13 protein-coding genes are annotated in these 16,752 nt (G+C 69.6%); 5 read left to right on the top strand and 8 right to left on the bottom strand.

The window, feature by feature from the left end; genetic code table 11:
• Positions 1–8: 8 nt before the first annotated feature.
• Positions 9–812, top strand: coding sequence for a hypothetical protein (locus Q1K70_RS13175; protein WP_300160366.1), 804 nt, complete (start codon positions 9–11; stop codon positions 810–812).
• 18 nt (positions 813–830) lie between these two features.
• On the opposite strand, the gene Q1K70_RS13170 is transcribed toward Q1K70_RS13175, so the two are convergent.
• Entirely contained in the window at positions 831–3,134 is a 2,304-nt protein-coding gene (locus Q1K70_RS13170; RefSeq protein WP_300160363.1) for a cysteine synthase, read from the bottom strand.
• 121 nt (positions 3,135–3,255) lie between these two features.
• Between Q1K70_RS13170 and Q1K70_RS13165 the strand changes: the two genes are divergently transcribed.
• Positions 3,256–5,034, top strand: a complete 1,779-nt coding sequence (locus Q1K70_RS13165; protein WP_300160360.1) for a 6-hydroxymethylpterin diphosphokinase MptE-like protein — start codon at positions 3,256–3,258, stop codon at positions 5,032–5,034.
• 153 nt (positions 5,035–5,187) lie between these two features.
• On the opposite strand, the gene thiE is transcribed toward Q1K70_RS13165, so the two are convergent.
• Both thiE and thiM read right to left on the bottom strand, forming a co-directional pair.
• A complete protein-coding gene (gene thiE / locus Q1K70_RS13160) occupies positions 5,188–5,829 on the bottom strand; it encodes a thiamine phosphate synthase (RefSeq protein WP_300160357.1) in 642 nt (213 codons plus the stop codon).
• The gene (thiM, locus tag Q1K70_RS13155) at positions 5,826–6,626 is read right to left on the bottom strand and encodes a hydroxyethylthiazole kinase (protein WP_300160354.1); all 801 of its coding nucleotides are present in this window, start codon (positions 6,624–6,626) and stop codon (positions 5,826–5,828) included. Before thiM ends, thiE begins: the two co-directional genes overlap by 4 nt.
• A gap of 123 nt (positions 6,627–6,749) precedes the next feature.
• Here thiM and Q1K70_RS13150 point away from each other — a divergent pair, with 123 nt between their 5' ends.
• Entirely contained in the window at positions 6,750–8,195 is a 1,446-nt protein-coding gene (locus tag Q1K70_RS13150) for an ATP-binding protein (RefSeq protein WP_300160351.1), read from the top strand.
• 58 nt (positions 8,196–8,253) lie between these two features.
• Here Q1K70_RS13150 and clpB read toward each other — a convergent pair whose 3' ends face one another.
• The 3 genes from clpB to Q1K70_RS13135 form a co-directional block, all read right to left on the bottom strand.
• Positions 8,254–10,854 (bottom strand): ATP-dependent chaperone ClpB, encoded by a 2,601-nt coding sequence (gene clpB / locus Q1K70_RS13145; RefSeq protein ID WP_300160348.1) that lies wholly within the window; start codon positions 10,852–10,854, stop codon positions 8,254–8,256.
• A gap of 67 nt (positions 10,855–10,921) precedes the next feature.
• Positions 10,922–11,239 carry a chaperone modulator CbpM gene (locus tag Q1K70_RS13140; RefSeq protein WP_300160345.1) on the bottom strand — a complete coding sequence of 106 codons (318 nt, stop codon included), beginning with the start codon at positions 11,237–11,239 and terminating at the stop codon, positions 10,922–10,924.
• Positions 11,240–11,257: 18 nt separating this feature from the next.
• The gene (locus Q1K70_RS13135; RefSeq protein WP_300160342.1) at positions 11,258–12,289 is read right to left on the bottom strand and encodes a DnaJ C-terminal domain-containing protein; all 1,032 of its coding nucleotides are present in this window, start codon (positions 12,287–12,289) and stop codon (positions 11,258–11,260) included.
• Between the two features lie 201 nt (positions 12,290–12,490).
• On the opposite strand from Q1K70_RS13135, the gene Q1K70_RS13130 reads away from it, so the two are divergent.
• Positions 12,491–13,225: a Smr/MutS family protein gene (locus Q1K70_RS13130; protein WP_300160475.1), complete on the top strand. Its 735-nt coding sequence runs from the start codon at positions 12,491–12,493 to the stop codon at positions 13,223–13,225.
• 39 nt (positions 13,226–13,264) lie between these two features.
• On the top strand, positions 13,265–14,074 hold the full coding sequence (locus Q1K70_RS13125; protein ID WP_300160472.1) for a shikimate 5-dehydrogenase: 810 nt from the start codon (positions 13,265–13,267) through the stop codon (positions 14,072–14,074).
• A gap of 77 nt (positions 14,075–14,151) precedes the next feature.
• On the opposite strand, the gene Q1K70_RS13120 is transcribed toward Q1K70_RS13125, so the two are convergent.
• Both Q1K70_RS13120 and Q1K70_RS13115 read right to left on the bottom strand, forming a co-directional pair.
• Complete coding sequence (locus Q1K70_RS13120; protein ID WP_300160339.1) at positions 14,152–15,612, bottom strand: DUF1254 domain-containing protein; 1,461 nt, start codon at positions 15,610–15,612, stop codon at positions 14,152–14,154.
• A gap of 217 nt (positions 15,613–15,829) precedes the next feature.
• Positions 15,830–16,681, bottom strand: a complete 852-nt coding sequence (locus tag Q1K70_RS13115) for a hypothetical protein (protein WP_300160336.1) — start codon at positions 16,679–16,681, stop codon at positions 15,830–15,832.
• Between the last annotated feature and the right edge of the window lie 71 nt (positions 16,682–16,752).

Below are 16,752 nucleotides of genomic sequence, written 5' to 3'. Positions count from 1 at the left end.
CTCCGGCCATGTCCGGGAAACGGCCCCAGCCTTTCCGGCCCGCTTATCCCGCCTCCACTACGCGGCTTTTCCATCGTGGTCAAATTATCGTCGCCGTCTGCCTCGCCCTGCTGGCGGCCGACGCCGCCCGGGCAGCCCCGGCCGCCGATCCCGAAGCGGCCCTGACCAGGCTCTCCGGCCTGCCCTACCGCGACGACGGCGTGGACGACCCGGCCGGTCGCCACACCCTGTTCGCCGACCCCGGGACCAGTTTCCCCACGCCGGGCTACAATTGCAGCGGCTTCGTGACCACCGCCAGCCGCGCCCTGCTCGGCCGGCCCCTGCCGCTCGACGCCGCCAAACGCGACCGCAAGGGCGACTCCGGCCCGGGCAGCCCCAAGGGCGAGGACTGGGATTTCGGCTACGACCTTATTTGCAACATCACCGAGGGCCTGCCTCGGCGCGTGCTGGCCCCGGGCGCGCCCCCGGCCGATCCGGCACTCCTCGACGCGGCCAAGACGCGCGGCTTTCCCCTGCACGACGCCGCCGCCTGGACGCAGGCCCTCGCCGGCCTGCGCCCCGGCGAGATGGCTTTCGCGGCGCTGAGCAAAACCATCAAGGGGCGGCTTTACTACTACCACGTGGCGCTCGTGGTGCGCGACCCGGCCGGGCGGGTCTTCTTCCACCACGCCACGCCCGGGACCGGGGTCCACCGCCTGGAAATCTCCTCGTCCGCCGGCATGGCGGCGCTCAAAAAGGAATTCGCCGAGAAGCGCTTCGGCGACAAATGGGTGCTGCTCGTGGCCGTGCCCCTGCCCGGCGGCGGGCGTTAGCGCCGAGATTTCGCGGCTTCAGCGCAGGGGGAACAGGCGCACGCCGTCGGCGGCGTCCTCCATGCGGTAGCCGAGGGTCTCGATCTCGACGCGAAGCGCGTCGGCCCGGGCAAAATCCCTGACCCGCCGGGCGACGTCGCGCGCCTCCACCAGCTTCGAGGCCTCGACCGGCCAGTCGGCCCGGGCCACGGGCAGGGCGGCCGCGTCCAGAAGTCCGAGCACCGCGTCCGCCTCGGCCAGGGCCCGGGCGCAGCGCGCGGCGTCCGGCCCGGCCAGCCCGCCCGAGGAGAGAAGCCCGTTGGCGAAGCGGCAGAAGGCGAAAAGCCTGGGCCAGAACTGGAAAAGCGACAGGTCGTCGTCCACGGCCAGGCGCAGGGCCTCGACCAGGCTCGCCGCCTCGGCCTCGACCCGGGGCGAGACCGCGCCCCGGCCCGGTCCGACGAGGCCCAGGGTGGCGGCCAACTCCTGGACGCGATTGCGGTTTTTCTCCCACATCCAAAGCGCCTCGGGCGAGGCCGAAAGGGGCTTCTTGTAGCCCACCGAAAGCAGCCAGGCCCGCACGGCCAGGGGATGGACGCCGAGGACCAGGCAGGCCTCGAGGTCGGCCGGGGCCGCCCGTTCCCCCTCCCGGCCGGACACCCGGCCGCCCATGAGCCAGGCCGCCGGGGCCAGGCCCGCGCCCACGGCCCAGATGGCCCGCAGGTTCTCCAGGTGCGGAAAGGCCTTGTCCTCGTCGGTCAGCGCCACGGTCACGGCCGGCAAAGCCTTGGCCGCCGCGGCCGCCATCTGGAGAAACCAGCTCGGCCGCACGTTGCCCCAGGGCGTGGACAGGGCGTCGCCGGCCTTGAGGTCCTTGAGGCTCACCCTTTTAAGGAGCGTGAAGTCGTGGGGATTGTCCTTGGCGTAGGCCAGCAGATCCACGGTCTTGCCCAGGGCCAGCTTGCCGAGGTCGCGGCCGAGCAGCCGGCCGTAGGCCTTGTCCCGGGCCACGTCGAAATAGACGCTGCGCAGCTTCTCGTAGGCCAGGCCCTTGCCCATGAGCTTTCGCGTCATGGCCAGGGCCTCGTCCAGGGCCTCGCCGGCCAGGGGGAAAAGGGCCTCGCCAACGCCCAGGGAGGCGGCCAGGCCGGCCACGCGCTCGCGCCTTTTCGCGGCGAACTCCCGGCAGGGCAGCCCTTCGGCCCGGGCCGCCTCCAGGCTCGAATCGTCGAGGTCGGCCAGACCCACGGCGAGCGTGGGGCGCGCGCCGTCGCGCCGAAGAGCCCTGGCCAGCACGTCCAGGGTCACGATGCGCCGCCAGGCGTCCAGGTCGCCGGGCGCGGCCAGGGGCGGGCCGAAGGTGAAAAACCCGGGAGCGGCTCCGGCCGGGTCGAGGTAGACCGGCTCGGCCGCGCCCACGCCGCAAAGCGCCGGGCCCTTCTTCTCGGGCACGGCGAAAAGGCTCGTGGACAGGTAGCGCTCGCCGCCGTCGGGCAGGATGACCACGATCAGCCCATCGGAGAGCGAGGCGGCGAGCTCGGCCGCCGCGGCCATGGCCGCGCCGCCGCTCATGCCCACGAAAAGCCCCTCCTCCCGGGCCAGCCGCCGGGCCATGGCGAAGGCGTCCTCGTCCTCCACCGTGGCGATGACGTCCAGGGCCTTCTTGTCGAAGATGCCCGGCGGATAGGACTCCTGCATGTTCTTGAGCCCCTGGATCTTGTGGCCGGGCCTGGGCTCCACCGCCACGACTTTGACGGCCGCGTTCAACTCTTTGAGTCTTTTGACCAGGCCCATGGCCGTGCCCGAGGTGCCGAGCGCCGCGACGACGTGGCTGACGGCCCCGTCCGTGGCGGCGAAGATCTCCTCGGCCGTGCCGGCGTAGTGGGCTTCTATGCTCGCGGGATTGTTGAACTGGTCCATGAGCACGTAGGTCTCGGGCTCCTCCCGGGCCAGGCGGTAGGCCTCTTCGATGGCCCCGTCCGTGCCGAGGTTGCCCGGGGTGAGCACGATCTCGGCCCCGTAGGCCCGCATGATGCGCTTACGCTCCTGGGAGGCCGAGGCCGGCATGAGGAGCTTCAGGCGGTAGCCCTTGACCGCGCAGACCATGGCCAGGCCGATGCCGGTGTTGCCGGAGGTGGCCTCGATGACCACCCGGCCGGGCACGAGCTCGCCCGAACGTTCGGCCGCCTCGATCATGGCCAGGGCCACCCGGTCCTTGATGGAGCCGCCGGGATTGCGCATTTCCACCTTGGCGGCGATGGTCACGGCCGGATTGGGGTTCAGGCGCGAAAGGCGCACCAGCGGCGTGGCGCCGACCAGGGAAAGGACGTTGTCGTGGATCATGGAACCCTCACGGATGGTTGCCGAAGCGGCCCGGTCGGTTCGTGGTAGGCAAAAAACGGCGGGCGGGCAAGCCTGGCAGGATTATTGCTTCCTGGCGGACAGCACACCCAAGGACGGCAGCATGGCGATCACCTCGTTTCTCGTGGACAACCTCACGGCCCTGGCCGAGGCCGGCGCGCCGGCGGCGGCTTGGCTGGCCCGGCACAATCCCGACCCGGAAGGCATCTTCGGACGCATCTTCAAGAACCGCCACGGCAGCCTGGACTGGCGCATGGACGGCGGCCAGGGCATCTTCGAGGCCCTGCCCCCGGCCGTGCACTACCGGGACTGGCGACCCACGGAGAACCTCGTCGGCGGAGCCACGGTCATCGTCGGCACGGGGCTCGGCTACGGCCTCAACCACGTGCTCACGGGCGTGCCGCCCTCCCACCGCCTCCTCGTGGTCGAACCGCGCCCGGAAATGCTCATGGCCTGCCTGAGCCAGACCGACTACCGGCCCTTCACGGCCCGGGGCCAGTTGATCTTCCTGCCGCCCGACCGGGCGCTTTTGGAAAAAGCCCTGCACGGCCTGGACGTGAGCTTCCTTTACGCCCGCATCAACGTGCGAAACGACATGCCGAGCTTTCAGCTCGGTCCGGAATACGCCCGCCTGGCCGCCCTGGTGCGGGCCATCCTGGAAAACATGGCCGTGGAGCTCAACACGCTGCGCCTCAAGCAGGAGGTCATGGTCGGCAACGAGCTGCGCAACTTCTCCCGGGCCATGGACGACGGCAGCCTCTCCCGCATGGCCGGCAAGGCGCAAGGACTCACGGCCGTGATCTTCGGCGCGGGGCCGTCGCTGCCCCTCCTGGCCCCGGCCGTGGCCCGCCACCGGGACAAGGCCCTTTTCGCCTCGGCGCTCCAGACCCTGCCGGTCCTGGAACGCCTGGGCATCAAGCCCCACCTGTGCCTGGCCATCGACTTCAACACGGACATGACCAAGTGCCTGGACAACCTGGTCGATCCGGCCTTCGCCGCCGACGTTCCCCTGATCTATTCCACCAAGATGCAGCCCGAGGTCCTGGACCGCTACCCCGGACCGAGGATTCCGCTGTGGACCGAGGGCGGCATGGGCACCTACGTGCTCAAGGACCTGGAGCTGGTCCTGGACGCCGGGGGCAACGTGGGCGTGACCCTGGAGCGCTTCCTGACCTGGGCCGGGGCCCGGCGCTTCGTGCTGGTGGGCCAGGACCTCTCCTGGCGCGGGGGCTCCACCCACGCCCCCGGACACCACAGCGCCTCGCCCGAGGGCGGCGGGAAGGCCGCCGCGCCCAGGGGGGACGCCAAGCTCAAAAACCTCGACGGCGAGGACATCTTCACCCACCTGGGCTTTCTGGCGGCCAAGCGGGACATGGAAAAGGACATCGCCGCCTCGGGGGCGCTGTTCCACAATCTCTACGGCGGCGGGGCCGTCATCGAGGGCGCGGTGGTCATCGGCCCCGAGGCTCTGGACGACCCGGCCTTCTTCGAGGGGCAGGCCACGGCCCGGGACGCGTTCCTCGACGCCCTCGGCCGGGCGGCCACACCGCGCGCGCGGCCGGTATTTTCCCAAAAGGCCGGCCAGTGGGCGTCGTCGCTCAAAAACGCCGCCAGGCGGCTGGAAAAGCTCATGCGCAAGGCGGACAAGCACCAGGCCGAAATCAGGGAACTCCTCGGCCAGATCCAGCTTTTCCTGCGCCACGACCCGCTCTACTTGCCCTATCTCTATAACGACATCATGGAGTTGGCCGGCCTGATCCAGACCCGGACACGCTTTGGCGTCAAGGAACTGACGCAGTTCCAGGCCATCCGTAAGCGCGTGCAGGACAAGACGCGGGAAATCGACGCGCTGCTCGGCCCGTCCGGCTCCTGGGCGGCGTAAGCCCGGGAGGAGGAGAGGCGGAGGGAAGAAGCCTCCAGCGTCCAGAGGGCGGCCGCCCTCTGGACGCCCTCAAAGGTTTCCGCGTGGTTCGAATGAGCGCGGAAGCTTCACCCGACGGCGTCGTCGAAAAAGCGGCTAGCGTTCATGGCGGCCTCAGCGCCGCCGGGCGCACACGATGTCGGACAGCTCCCGGGCAGCGGCCCGGGGATCAGCCGCCGAGCAGATCGCCGAGACCACGGCCAGGCCGGCCACGCCGGTCTCCAGCACCGAGGCCGCATTTTCGGCCGTGACCGCGCCGATGGCCACCACCGGGACCTCGGCCAGGGCGACCATGCGCCGCAGCCCCTCGATGCCCTGGGGCGCGCCGGCGTCCTTCTTGGTCGCCGTGGCGAAGACCGGCCCCGCGCCGAGGTAGTCCACCGGAAGCCCGGCCGCCGCCCGCGTCTCCGCCTCGCCCGTGACCGAAAGCCCCACGATGGCTCCCGGACCGAGAAGGGTCCGCACGTCGGCCGGATGCATGTCGTCCTGGCCCACGTGGACCCCGTCCGCGCCGGCGGCCAGGGCCACGTCCAGGCGGTCGTTTATGAGCAGCGGCACGCCGCGCGGCCGAACGACGGCGAGGACAGCCCGGGCCAGCTCCACGAACTCCCGCGTGCCGGCGGTCTTTTCCCGCAGCTGCACCATGCCGACCCCGCCGGCCACGGCCGCCGCCACCACCTCGACCAGCTCGCGCCCGCCCAGGGCCGGCCGGTCCGTGACCAGGCAGACGCCGCAATCGAAGGCGGGAGGCGTCATGACGCCTCCCGCGCGCCGGCGGCGATGCCTGCCGCGTCCAGGGCGTAGACCACGTCCAGGAAGCGGGTGAAGAAGCTGCCCGGTCCGGCCGCGCCGGCCCCGGCCAGATATCCGGCCGCGCTCATGACGGCCATCCCCCCCACCGTGGCCCCGAGACGGTCCGGCACCACGGCGGCGAAGGCGGCGACGAAGGCCGTGGCCGTGCAGCCAAGGCCTGTCACCTTCGGCATCATGGCGTGCCCGCCGTGAAGGAGCACGCGCCGCTTCCCGTCGGTGATCACGTCCACCGCGCCGCTGGCGCACACCACGCATTTGAGCCGCGCGGCCAGGGCGGCTGCGGCGTCGGCCGCGGCCAGGCTGTCGTGCCGGCTGTCCGCGCCCTTGGCCTTGGCGTCCGTCCCGGCCAGGGCCAGTATCTCCGAGGCGTTGCCCCGGATGGCGGCCAGGGGGCCGGTTTCGAGCACGGCCTTGGCCACTTCCCGGCGGCGCGAGGTGACGCCGGCGGCCACCGGGTCGAAGACCACGGGCACGCCGGCGGCCTGGGCGGCCCGGGCGGCGGCGAGCAGGGCCTTGATGTTCTCCTCGCCGGGCGTGCCCATGTTGAGGGCCACCGCGCCGGCCATGGCCGCCAGCTCGGCGGCGTCGGCCGGATGGTGGGTCATGGCCGGCGAGGCCCCCAGCGCCAGCAGGGCGTTGGCCGTGGTGTTGGTGACGACGTTGTTGGTGACGTTGACGACGAGGGGCGCGGTCTCGCGCAGGCGGACCAGGGAGTCGAAGGTCGCGGCGGCAAGTTCCATGCTGTTTTCCGAGGTTGGGGTTCGGGCGAAAGCGCCGGTGGCCGGACCGTAGCCTTGGCCCCCGGCGAAGGCAACGCGCCGCTGCCCCCTTCCTTCCCGACCCGGCTTTCCGTATGGAGAGTCATGGCGCGAAACGACGTCGTCATTCCGGGGATTGGCATCCTCGCCTGGTCGGTCCTGCTTTGCCTCCTGTTTTTCGTGCAGGACAACGCCCACCGTCGCCACAACCGGGCCATGATGCTGGAGGCCGCCAAGGCCTGTTTCGCCCAGATCGTGGACGCCCGGGCCTGGAACGCCCGCCACGGCGGGGTCTACGTCCCGGTGGGCAAGGACGCCGCGCCCAATCCCTACCTGCCCGAAGAGGACCGCACCGTGGAGACGACCACGGGTCGACGCCTGGCCAAGGTCAACCCCGCCTCCATGACCCGGCAGATCTCGGAGATCGCGACCGGGCAAGGGCACCCGCGCCTGCACATCACCAGCCTCGATCCGCTGCGGCCGCAAAACGCCCCCACGGACTGGGAAAAACGCGCCCTGGAACGCTTCGAGGCCGGAGTCGCCGAGGTCTCGGAACTCGACGAGGCGGCCCGGCCGCCGGAATTTCGCTACATGGCGCCGCTGCACGTCAACGAAACCTGCCTGCCCTGCCACGCCGGCCAAGGCTACAAGGTCGGCGACGTGCGCGGCGGCATCAGCGTCGCCCTGCCGGCCGGGGAATACCTGGAGGCCCAGGCCGCCGGGCTCGGCGAGGCGGCCGGGCTTTTCCTCCTGATCTGGGGGGTGGGCACCGTCGGCATCGGCTACGGTTCGGCCGCCATTCTGCGCGACAAGAAGCGGGCCGAGGCGGCGAGCAAGGCCAAGAGCACCTTCCTTTCCATCCTCAGCCACGAACTGCGCACGCCGCTCAACGGCGTCCTCGGCATGATCGATCTGACCCTGGCCACGGAGCTGGACGCGGAGCAGCGCGCCTTCCTGACCGACGCCCGGCAGTCGGGGCTGGTCATGAACGAGCAGGTCCGCGAGCTCCTGGAACTTTCGGGCCTGGAAAACGGCCTGGGCGGACTGGAGGTCGCCCTGTTCGACCCGGCCCGCCTCCTGGACGGCGTTCTGGCGCGCCGGGGCGAGGAGGCCCGGGCCAAGGGGCTCGCGCTCGGCCTGCGCATCGAAGGCGAACTGCCCGGAGCCCTGCTCGGCGACGGGGCGCGCTTCGCCCGGGTCGTGGACATCCTCGTGGACAACGCCGTCAAGTTCACGCGGGCAGGCGAGGTCCGCCTGACGCTTTCCTGCTCGCCGACCGGGCGCGGCCGCCGCCGGCTCACGGCCGCGGTGGCCGACACCGGCCCGGGCCTGGCCGTGGACAGGCTGCCCACCATCTTCGAGCCCTTTTCCCAGGAAGAAAACGTGCTCACCCGCAGCCAGGACGGCCTCGGCGTGGGGCTCACCATCGCCAGCAAGCACGTGGAGCTGCTCCACGGCAGCCTGACCGTGGCCAGCGAACCGGGCAAGGGAGCCGTCTTCACCCTGGCCGCGCCCTTTCGCACGCCCGGCGCGGCCTTCCCCTACAAATGAAAAACGGGGCCTCGCCCTGCGGCGAAGCCCCGTCCATTGCCATCGAATCTTCCCGGAATCAGACGAAGGCCAGGGCTCCGTCGCGCACGTCCACGGTGACGGTCTGGCCGTCGGCCACCGCCCCGCCGATCAGCGCCTTGGCCAGGGGCGTTTCCACGTGGGCCTGCAGGTAGCGCCGCAGGGGCCGCGCGCCGAAGACCGGGTCGTAGGCCGTCTCGGCGATGAAGGCCTTGGCCGCGTCGGAGAGTTCCAGGCCGATCTTGCGGTCGGCGAGCCTGGCCCGCAGCCCGCCGAGCATGAGCTCCACGATGGCCGCGATCTGCTCGCGCAAAAGCGGCTTGAAGAGCACGATCTCGTCCACGCGGTTGAGGAACTCCGGCCGGAAGTGCCCGCGCAGGGTGTTCATGACCGCCTCGGACACGCCCGGCTTGAACGCGCCCGAGGGCTCGATGCCATCGAGCATGTACTGGGCCCCCAGGTTCGAGGTCATGATGATGATCGTGTTCTTGAAATCCACGGTGCGGCCGTGGCTGTCGGTCAGCCGGCCGTCGTCGAGGATTTGCAGCAGCGTGTTGAACACGTCGCCGTGGGCCTTTTCGATCTCGTCGAAGAGCACCACGCTGTAGGGCTTGCGCCGCACGGCCTCGGTGAGCTGGCCGCCCTCGTCGTAGCCGATGTAGCCCGGGGGCGCGCCGATCAACCGGGCGACGGTGTGGCGCTCCATGTATTCGGACATGTCCAGGCGCACCATGTTGTCCTCGGAGTCGAAGAGCGCGGCGGCCAGCGTCTTGCAAAGCTCGGTCTTGCCCACACCCGTGGGGCCGAGGAAAATGAACGAGCCGATGGGCCGGTTGGGGTCCTTGAGCCCGGCCCTCGCGCGCAGCACGGCGTCGGCCACGGCCGTGACCGCCTCGTCCTGCCCGACTACCCGGTCGTGGAGCACCTCGCCCAGGCGCAGAAGCTTCTCGCGCTCGCCCTCGAGCAGCCGCGTGACCGGAATGCCGGTCCAGCGGGAAATGATCATGGCCACGTCGTCCGGGCCCACTTCCTCGCGGATCATGCGCGTGCCGCTTCCCGACTTGGCGATGGCTTCCTCCTGGCCGGCCAGGTCGCGCTCGAGGGCGGCCAGCCGGCCGTAGCGCAGCTCGGCCGCCTTGTTGAGGTCGTAGGCGCGCTCGGCGTCCTCGATGGCCAGGCGGGTCTTCTCGATGTCTTCCTTGATGCGCCGCAGCACTTCCACCGCGCCTTTTTCCTTTTCCCACTGGGCCACGAAGCCGCCCTGTTCCTCCTTGAGGTTGGCCAGCTCCTCCTCAAGCTTCTCCAGGCGCTCGCGGGAGGCCTTGTCGGTCTCGCGCTTAAGCGCCTCGCGCTCGATCTCGAGCTGCATGACCTTGCGGTTGATCTGGTCGAGTTCGGCCGGCAGGGAATCGATCTCGGTGCGAATGAGCGCCGCCGCCTCGTCGATGAGATCGATGGCCTTGTCCGGCAGCTGCCTGTCCGAGATGTAGCGGGCCGAGAGCACGGCCGCCTCCACGATGGCCGAATCGCTGATGCGCACGCCGTGGTGCACCTCGAAGCGCTCGCGAAGCCCGCGCAGGATGGAGATGGTGTCCTCCACCGTGGGCTCGTCCACGAAGACCGGCTGGAAGCGGCGCTCCAGCGCCGGGTCCTTCTCGATGTACTTGCGGTACTCGTCCAGCGTGGTCGCGCCGATGCAGTGCAGCTCGCCGCGGGCCAGCATGGGCTTGAGCAGATTGCCCGCGTCCATGGAGCCCTCGGTCTTGCCCGCGCCGACGATGGTGTGCAGCTCGTCGATGAAAAGGATGACGCGGCCCTCGGAGGTCTGCACTTCCTTGAGCACGGCCTTTAAGCGCTCCTCGAACTCGCCCCGGTACTTGGCCCCGGCGATGAGCGCGCCCATGTCCAGGGCGAAGATGGTCTTGTCCTTGAGGCCCTCGGGCACGTCCTTGTTGACGATGCGCATGGCCAGGCCCTCGACGATGGCCGTCTTGCCCACGCCCGCCTCGCCGATGACCACGGGGTTGTTCTTCGTGCGCCGCGACAGGATGCGGATGACCCGGCGAATCTCCTCGTCGCGGCCGATGACCGGGTCGATCTTGCCCTTGCGCGCGGCGTCCACCAGGTCGCGGCCGTACTTGGTCAGGGCCTCGTAGGTGCCCTCGGGATCGGCCGAGGTCACGCGCTGGCCGCCGCGAATCTCGGTCAGGGCGGTCAGTATCCGGTTCTTGTCGATGCCCAGCGCCTTGTTCACCTGGCCGGCGATGGTCGAGGGCGGCTCGTCCACGAAAGCCAGGAACAGATGCTCCACGCTGACGTATTCGTCCTTGAGGTGCTTGGCCAGGTCTTGCGCCTTGACCAGGACCTCGTTGAGGCGCGGGGTCACGTAGACCTGTCCGGGCTGGGCGCCGGGGCCGCTGACCCTGGGCAGCCTGGCCAGGGCGCGTTCCAGTTCGGCCAGGTAGGCCTCGGTATTGTAGCCGGCCTTGTCCAGGATGCGCGGCACGAGCCCCTGCTCCTGGGTGAGCAGGGCGTAGAGCAGGTGTTCGGCGTCGACCTGCTGCTGGCCCATGCGCACGGCCACGGCCTGCGCCTCGCTGATGGCCTGCTGGGATTTCTGGGTGAACTTGTTGAGATCCATATATCGTCTCCTCCTCCGTCAGTGCGCCAAAGATAAGATCATATGATGCGAACGCAAGAGGCTTTCATTACAAAAGACGGCTCATCTCCCGGACCTTGGTTTCCAAATATTCGATGCGCTCCAGCAGATCGACCACGATGCTCGCGCCGAGCACCGGCAGCTCGAAATCGCGGCTGATGCGGTCGAACTTGCGGAGTCTGTAGAGGTCCCGCGGCCGAAACAGGTACGCGTCGGCCGTGGTGCGTTCCGGCGTGATCCAGCCGAGCTCGATCAACTCGCCGACGATGGTCGGATGCAGTCCCGTCAGCTCCTGAACCTGGGCGAAGCTCAACCGTTCGGACCGGGCGGGCACGGTGGTGATGGCGACGACTTGCTTGATCTCCATGACGACCTCGCTTGAACGCTAAAACGACCTGGGGCTGAAATCCGAGACGGCGGCGAGCTTTTCCCAAAGTTCGCGCTGCTCGTCCGTGAGGCTCGGGGGCGCCTGGACCATGACGCGCACGAGCTGGTCCCCGCGCTTGCCCTGCCCGCCCAGGCCCTTGCCGGCCAGGCGCATCTTGCGGCCCGACGAGGAGCCGGCCGGAATGTTCATTTCCACCGCGCCGTCAAGGGTCGGCACCCGCACTTTGGCTCCGAGCGCCGCTTCCCACGGGGCCAGCGGCAGGTCCAGAATGACGTTGCCCTCCTCCAGCTTGAAAAGCGCGTGGGGCAAAATCTTGACCTTGAGGTAGAGATCGCCCGCCTTGCCGCCGGCCCGGCCCGGGTTGCCCTGGCCGGACAGCCGGATCTTGCCGCCCTCGCGCACGCCGGCCGGGATGTTGACGCTGAGCGTCTTCGTGCCCAGGCGCGGCGAGCCGTCGGGCCCGATGGTCTGCTCCTGCAGGGTGATGGCCTTGGCTCCGCCCCGGTAGGCCTCTTCCAGGGTCAGCTCCAGGGTGGCGTGGGCGTCCGTGCCCCGCGACGGGCCGGGCGCGTAGCCGCCGGCCCCGCCGAAGCTCCCGAAGTTCCCGAAGCCGCCGCCCCCGCCGAAGCCGCCGAAGTTCCCGCCCTGCTCGAACCGGGCCCGGCCGCCTCCGCCGCCGGCCCCGCCGAAGAGCGTCTCGAAAAAGTCGGAGAATGCGCCGGCGTCGAACTGCTGGCCGCCGCCGCTGAAATGGTAGCCCCCGCCCTCGAACCCGGACGGACGCTGGAAATTCTGGCCGTGCTGCCAGTTGGGCCCCAGGGAATCGTAGAGCTTGCGCTTCTCGGGGTCCTTGAGCACCTCGTAGGCCTCGTTGATTTCCTTGAACTTCTTCTCGGCCTCGGGGTCGTTTTGATTGAGATCGGGATGGTGCTTGCGCGCCAGCTTCTTGAAGGCCTTGGAAATCTCTTCCTGGCCGGCGGTCTTGGACACGCCGAGGAGCTTGTAATAGTCCTTGAATTCCACGCTCATATGGGCAACTTCTCCCGTTGGTCCGGCTGGTTGTCCGGCAAGTTTACATAATAAGTCGCTCCACGATTCCGTCAACCATCCCGGCGGATTATCCCCGTGGGCTCGGCCCTTCCAGTTTTACACCAGCAAGCCCCCAAAAGCCATAGACAAAAGTCCCGGCCGGCTTGCCAAGGCGCAGGCTTGCCGCTAGCCTGCCCGGCCATGGCAGACAAAGACCCCAAGGACGCCTTCCGGCCCTTCGCTACCGTGCTCAAGGGCGTGAAGGTGGCCAAGAAAAAACACGCGCCCGACATCGTGGCCAAGGCCGTGCGGGCCGCGGAAAAGCCGGCCACGCCCGAAGACAACGACGAAACCGCTTTTTTCCGGGCCATGAACGGCGTCGCCCCCATGGACCGCGAAAAGACCAAGGGCCGCGACGTTCACCCGTCCGCGCCGCCGCCCCCCCCGCCCTCGCCCGCCGACGAGGAGCAAAAGGCCATGGACGCCCTGCGCGACCTCGTCACGGGTAGGGTCGAATTCACCCTGGAATACAGCGACGAATACGTGCAAGGCTTCGTCACCGACCTCGACCCCAAGGTCTACCGCCAGCTGCGCGCCGGCCAGTTCTCCCCCGAGGCCCACTTCGACCTGCACGGCCTCAACACCGACCAGGCCTACCTGTCGCTGCTCCAGTTCGTGCGTGAGCACTACCTCACCGGCAAGCGCTGCCTGCTCGTCATCCCCGGGCGCGGGGCGAACTCGCCCGGCGGCCTGCCCGTGCTCAAGGAGGAGCTCAAGTCCTGGCTCACCCGCGACCCCCTCAAGCGCATCGTGCTGGCCTTCACCACCGCCCTGCCCCGCCACGGCGGCGCGGGAGCGCTGTACGTGCTGCTGCGCAAGTTCAAGAAGACCAAGGGCAAGGTCCGCTTCGAAAAGGATTGGCCGGATTTCGGCTAAGCGGCGAGAGGCCGCGACGGAGGCCGCCATGAAGCCCCCATCGGGCGCGACACCAAGCTCTGCATGTCCCTGGCCGCCCGGCCCGGCAATTTCGGCTCGCGCTTCCACAACCGCCTCTATGAGCTGCTCGGCCTCGACTACGTCTACAAAGCCTTCGCCACGGCGGACCTGGCCGGGGCCATAGGCGGCGTGCGGGCCCTGGGCGTGCGGGGCTGCGCCGTGTCCATGCCCTTCAAGGAAGCGGTCGTCCCGCTGCTCGACGGGCTCGATCCGTCGGCCGCGGCCATCGGTTCGGTCAATACCATCGTCAACGACCACGGCCGGCTGACCGGATACAACACCGACCATCTGGCCGTGCGCCTCCTGCTGGAGCGGACCGGCCTGCCGCCCGGGACCCGCTTCCTGCTGCGGGGCAGCGGCGGCATGGCCAGGGCGGCGGCCGCCGCCTTGCGGGGGCTCGGCTTCACGGACGGCACTATCGTCGCGCGAAACGAAGCGACGGGGCCGGCCCTGGCCGCCGCCCACGGCTACGGCTGGCAGGCCGAGCCGGGCGGCCTCGAGGCCGCGCTGCTCATCAACGCGACGCCGCTCGGCATGGCGGGACCCGAGGCGCAGTCCCTCGCCTTTCCCGAGGAGCGCATCCGGGCCTGCGACACCGCCTTCGACGTCGTGGCCATGCCGCCGGAAACGCCCTTTCTGGCGCGCGCCCGCGCCCACGGCAAACGGCTGATTTCCGGGGCCGACGTCATCGTCCTGCAGGCCCTCGAACAATTCGTCCTCTACACCGGGGTCCGGCCCGACGACGCCCAGGTCGCCGCGGCCGCCGCCTTCGCCCGGGCCGCCGGCTGACGCCCCGGCCAGGGACGGGAGGCCGCAAAACGAAGGGGGCCGCCGCGCGACCCCCTTTTTCGCGAACAGCCGAAGCGTTACCGCGTCTTCACGATCGCGGGCGGCTGCCAGGTCCCGGCCCCGACCGGCAGGACCGAGGGGGCCTCGGTCTTGGGCCAGTAGAGCCGCATGACCAGGTAGATCGGCCCGTCCGGGGCGGGCAGCCAGTTGGCCGCCTTGTCCTTGGCCGGCGCGTCCTTCTGGATGTAGATCGTCAGCGATCCGTCCGGGTTGCGGCGAAGTCCCGGCAGCATGGGGGAATTGACGAGGTAGCGGCCGATGGGGTTTTCCACCAGCAGCTGCGTCTTGCCGTCGTACATGGTGAGGGACCAGAAGGCGTTGACCGGCGGCAGCTGCCCGGCCGGGAAGGTGATGGCGTAGTCGTGCCGGCCGCCGTCGAGGGGTTCGCCGTCGGCCAGGAACTTGGCCATGGGGTAGACCGCCTCGGCGGCGTCGTTGCCGTAGATGCCGGCCTTGGCCGCGCCGGCCCGCTTGCCCCAGTCGCCGTGGTAGAAGGCCCGGTCGCCGAAGGCCGAGGCCAGCCGCCAGCCGTTGATGTTCCTCCCCACGTCGTCGACCGCACGGGCGATTTTCGCCTCGCCGTCCTGCAGGCCGCGCAACGCCGCCTCCTTCTGGGCGGGGGGCAGGGCCTTGAAGTCGAAGGTCTTGCCCGGGCCCACGCCGATGCGGGCGAGCCGCTGCCGGATCGCCACCTCCTCGGGGCCGGCCGGGGCGAACTGCAGGGCGAAATCCAGGTACTCGAAGAACTCGACCTTCACGAGTTCCTTGTCGATTTTGGGGAACGCGGGCAGAGGCAGCGCCGCCGGGGCGGGCCGGCGCAAATAGGCGGAAAGGGGCCGCACCTTGTAGCCCGCCTGCACCTTCACGACGTGCGGCATGTCCTTGGCGTCGAAGAGCTGGGTGCGGAAAAGCCCCATGGTAAACTGGGTGCTCGACGTGAAGACCCTCTTGATCCCCGCCGGGACCTCGCCCTTCCACTCCGGCCCGACGACCAGGTAGTCGCCCGGGCCGTTGCCCGTGGTGCGGCTGCCGATGTAGCCGTAGTTGAAGGTGTTGCCGTCCACGAGCTGCACGCTGTAGTAACGCCGCTTCTCCACGGCCGGCACGGACACCACCATGGGTTCGGCGCGCAGGTCCATGAAGGCGAAGGAATACGGCGTGTCGCTGTTGGGCGTGACCACGGTGGTGTCCTTGTAGGTGAACACCCGGGCCTCGTTGTAGAGTTCGTTGAAGGGAGCCTTGTACTGGCCGGAGTCGCGGTCCACGGCGTTTTCGTACATGACGCCGTAGTTCATGACGATGGGCAGGCCGTAGACGAAGCCTTCCTCGGCGATGGCCCGCACCTGGGCCGGATCGGGGACGTCGTTCGCCAGGCCGGCGGCCTGCGGGGACATGCCGCCTCGCCTGGCGCATCCGGCGGCGAGCAGAACCGCAGCCAGGAGCAGGAACGCAAGAAGCGAAGCCCGGAAACCTTTCATGCAAACTCTCCGTCGTAGACGTTACAAAATCGCAACACCGGCCACGCCGCGCGTGCGGTACGACGCCATGGCCCAGGCACGCCTCTACGACTCGGCCATGGTTTACATTACCGGGCAGCCGGTGCTTTGGGCAAGGAGCAATTCCGCAGTCCGGCAGGAGCCGGGACCGGCCGTCCGGCGGCGGCGGCCCGCTTTCGCGCGGCCGCGCCGCTTTTCCCTACTGGCAGGTCACCTTGCCGGCGGCCGTGGCCTTGCCCGTCCGGAGGTCCAGCCGCATGTCCCTCAGGGCCGTCTTACCGGCCGGGCAGGCCGGCTTGGCCGTGGCCGGCTCGACCTCGACGTAGCGCAGGACGCCCGAGGCCACGGACGCGCCCGGGGCCACGGTGGCGTCGAGGGTCTGCTTCTCCCTGGCGAGGTCCACGGCCATGAGGCCGTGCACGGCGTCGGCGCGGCCGTTGCGGATGAAAAGCGTGTCCCCGGACAGGCCGGCGTAGGCGAAGTCGCCGCCGTTGGGGATCTCGAAGAGCGGGCGGCCCTCGAGGTTCTCGCAGACCGCGTCGGGGTTGTCGGCGCCGGTGCGGGCGACCACGCGCAGGTTGTGGCCGTCGGAATAGGCGGCCTGCCGGTCGAGCACGGCGTAGCGCGGGTAGAGGTAGCACTGCCGGTTGCGGTAGTCGTGGACCTCGGCCGCGTCCGTGCCGGGCAGGCCGGCGCGCGCGCCGTCGGCGATGGTCGTCGCGCCGTATTCGGCGGCCATGGGCCGCACGCTGTCCACGGTCAGCACGCGGTAGGTCTTGCCGTTGCGGGCGAAGGAATCCACCACCGATCCCTGCACCTGGACCTTGATGTCCAGGCTGTCGCCCATGATGGTCTTCGCGTCGAAGGGCAGATAGACGACGTCCGGTTCCTGGGGGTTTTCAAAGATGATGCCGCTTTCCGGGGTGCGGTGAAACATGCCGTAGAGCGTCGTCTTTCTGGAATCCTGCTCGGACGCGGCCGGGGACGGATCGGCGGCCAGGAGCAGGGACAGGAGCACGAGGGGCAGGAGTTTGCGCAGGGGATGGTGCATGGGGCCTCCGTGTTGAAGATGTTTTCGGGTAACAGACGCGGTCGATTTTGCAAGGGCGACGCGCCCGAGGG

The organism is Solidesulfovibrio sp. (assembly GCF_029978005.1).
GTDB lineage: Bacteria > Desulfobacterota > Desulfovibrionia > Desulfovibrionales > Desulfovibrionaceae > Solidesulfovibrio.
This window is presented reverse-complemented; position numbering and strand designations above follow the sequence as displayed.

Excerpts from the sequence above, each read along its gene's own strand:
- Q1K70_RS13170 (WP_300160363.1), bottom strand. The coding sequence starts at position 3,134 with ATGATCCACGACAACGTCCTTTCCCTGGTCGGCGCCACGCCGCTGGTG.
- Q1K70_RS13135 (WP_300160342.1), bottom strand. The coding sequence starts at position 12,289 with ATGAGCGTGGAATTCAAGGACTATTACAAGCTCCTCGGCGTGTCCAAG.
- Q1K70_RS13140 (WP_300160345.1), bottom strand. The coding sequence starts at position 11,239 with ATGGAGATCAAGCAAGTCGTCGCCATCACCACCGTGCCCGCCCGGTCC.
- Q1K70_RS13130 (WP_300160475.1), top strand. The coding sequence starts at position 12,491 with ATGGCAGACAAAGACCCCAAGGACGCCTTCCGGCCCTTCGCTACCGTG.
- Q1K70_RS13175 (WP_300160366.1), top strand. The coding sequence starts at position 9 with ATGTCCGGGAAACGGCCCCAGCCTTTCCGGCCCGCTTATCCCGCCTCC.
- thiE (WP_300160357.1), bottom strand. The coding sequence starts at position 5,829 with ATGACGCCTCCCGCCTTCGATTGCGGCGTCTGCCTGGTCACGGACCGG.
- thiM (WP_300160354.1), bottom strand. The coding sequence starts at position 6,626 with ATGGAACTTGCCGCCGCGACCTTCGACTCCCTGGTCCGCCTGCGCGAG.
- Q1K70_RS13150 (WP_300160351.1), top strand. The coding sequence starts at position 6,750 with ATGGCGCGAAACGACGTCGTCATTCCGGGGATTGGCATCCTCGCCTGG.
- Q1K70_RS13115 (WP_300160336.1), bottom strand. The coding sequence starts at position 16,681 with ATGCACCATCCCCTGCGCAAACTCCTGCCCCTCGTGCTCCTGTCCCTG.
- Q1K70_RS13165 (WP_300160360.1), top strand. The coding sequence starts at position 3,256 with ATGGCGATCACCTCGTTTCTCGTGGACAACCTCACGGCCCTGGCCGAG.
- clpB (WP_300160348.1), bottom strand. The coding sequence starts at position 10,854 with ATGGATCTCAACAAGTTCACCCAGAAATCCCAGCAGGCCATCAGCGAG.
- Q1K70_RS13120 (WP_300160339.1), bottom strand. The coding sequence starts at position 15,612 with ATGAAAGGTTTCCGGGCTTCGCTTCTTGCGTTCCTGCTCCTGGCTGCG.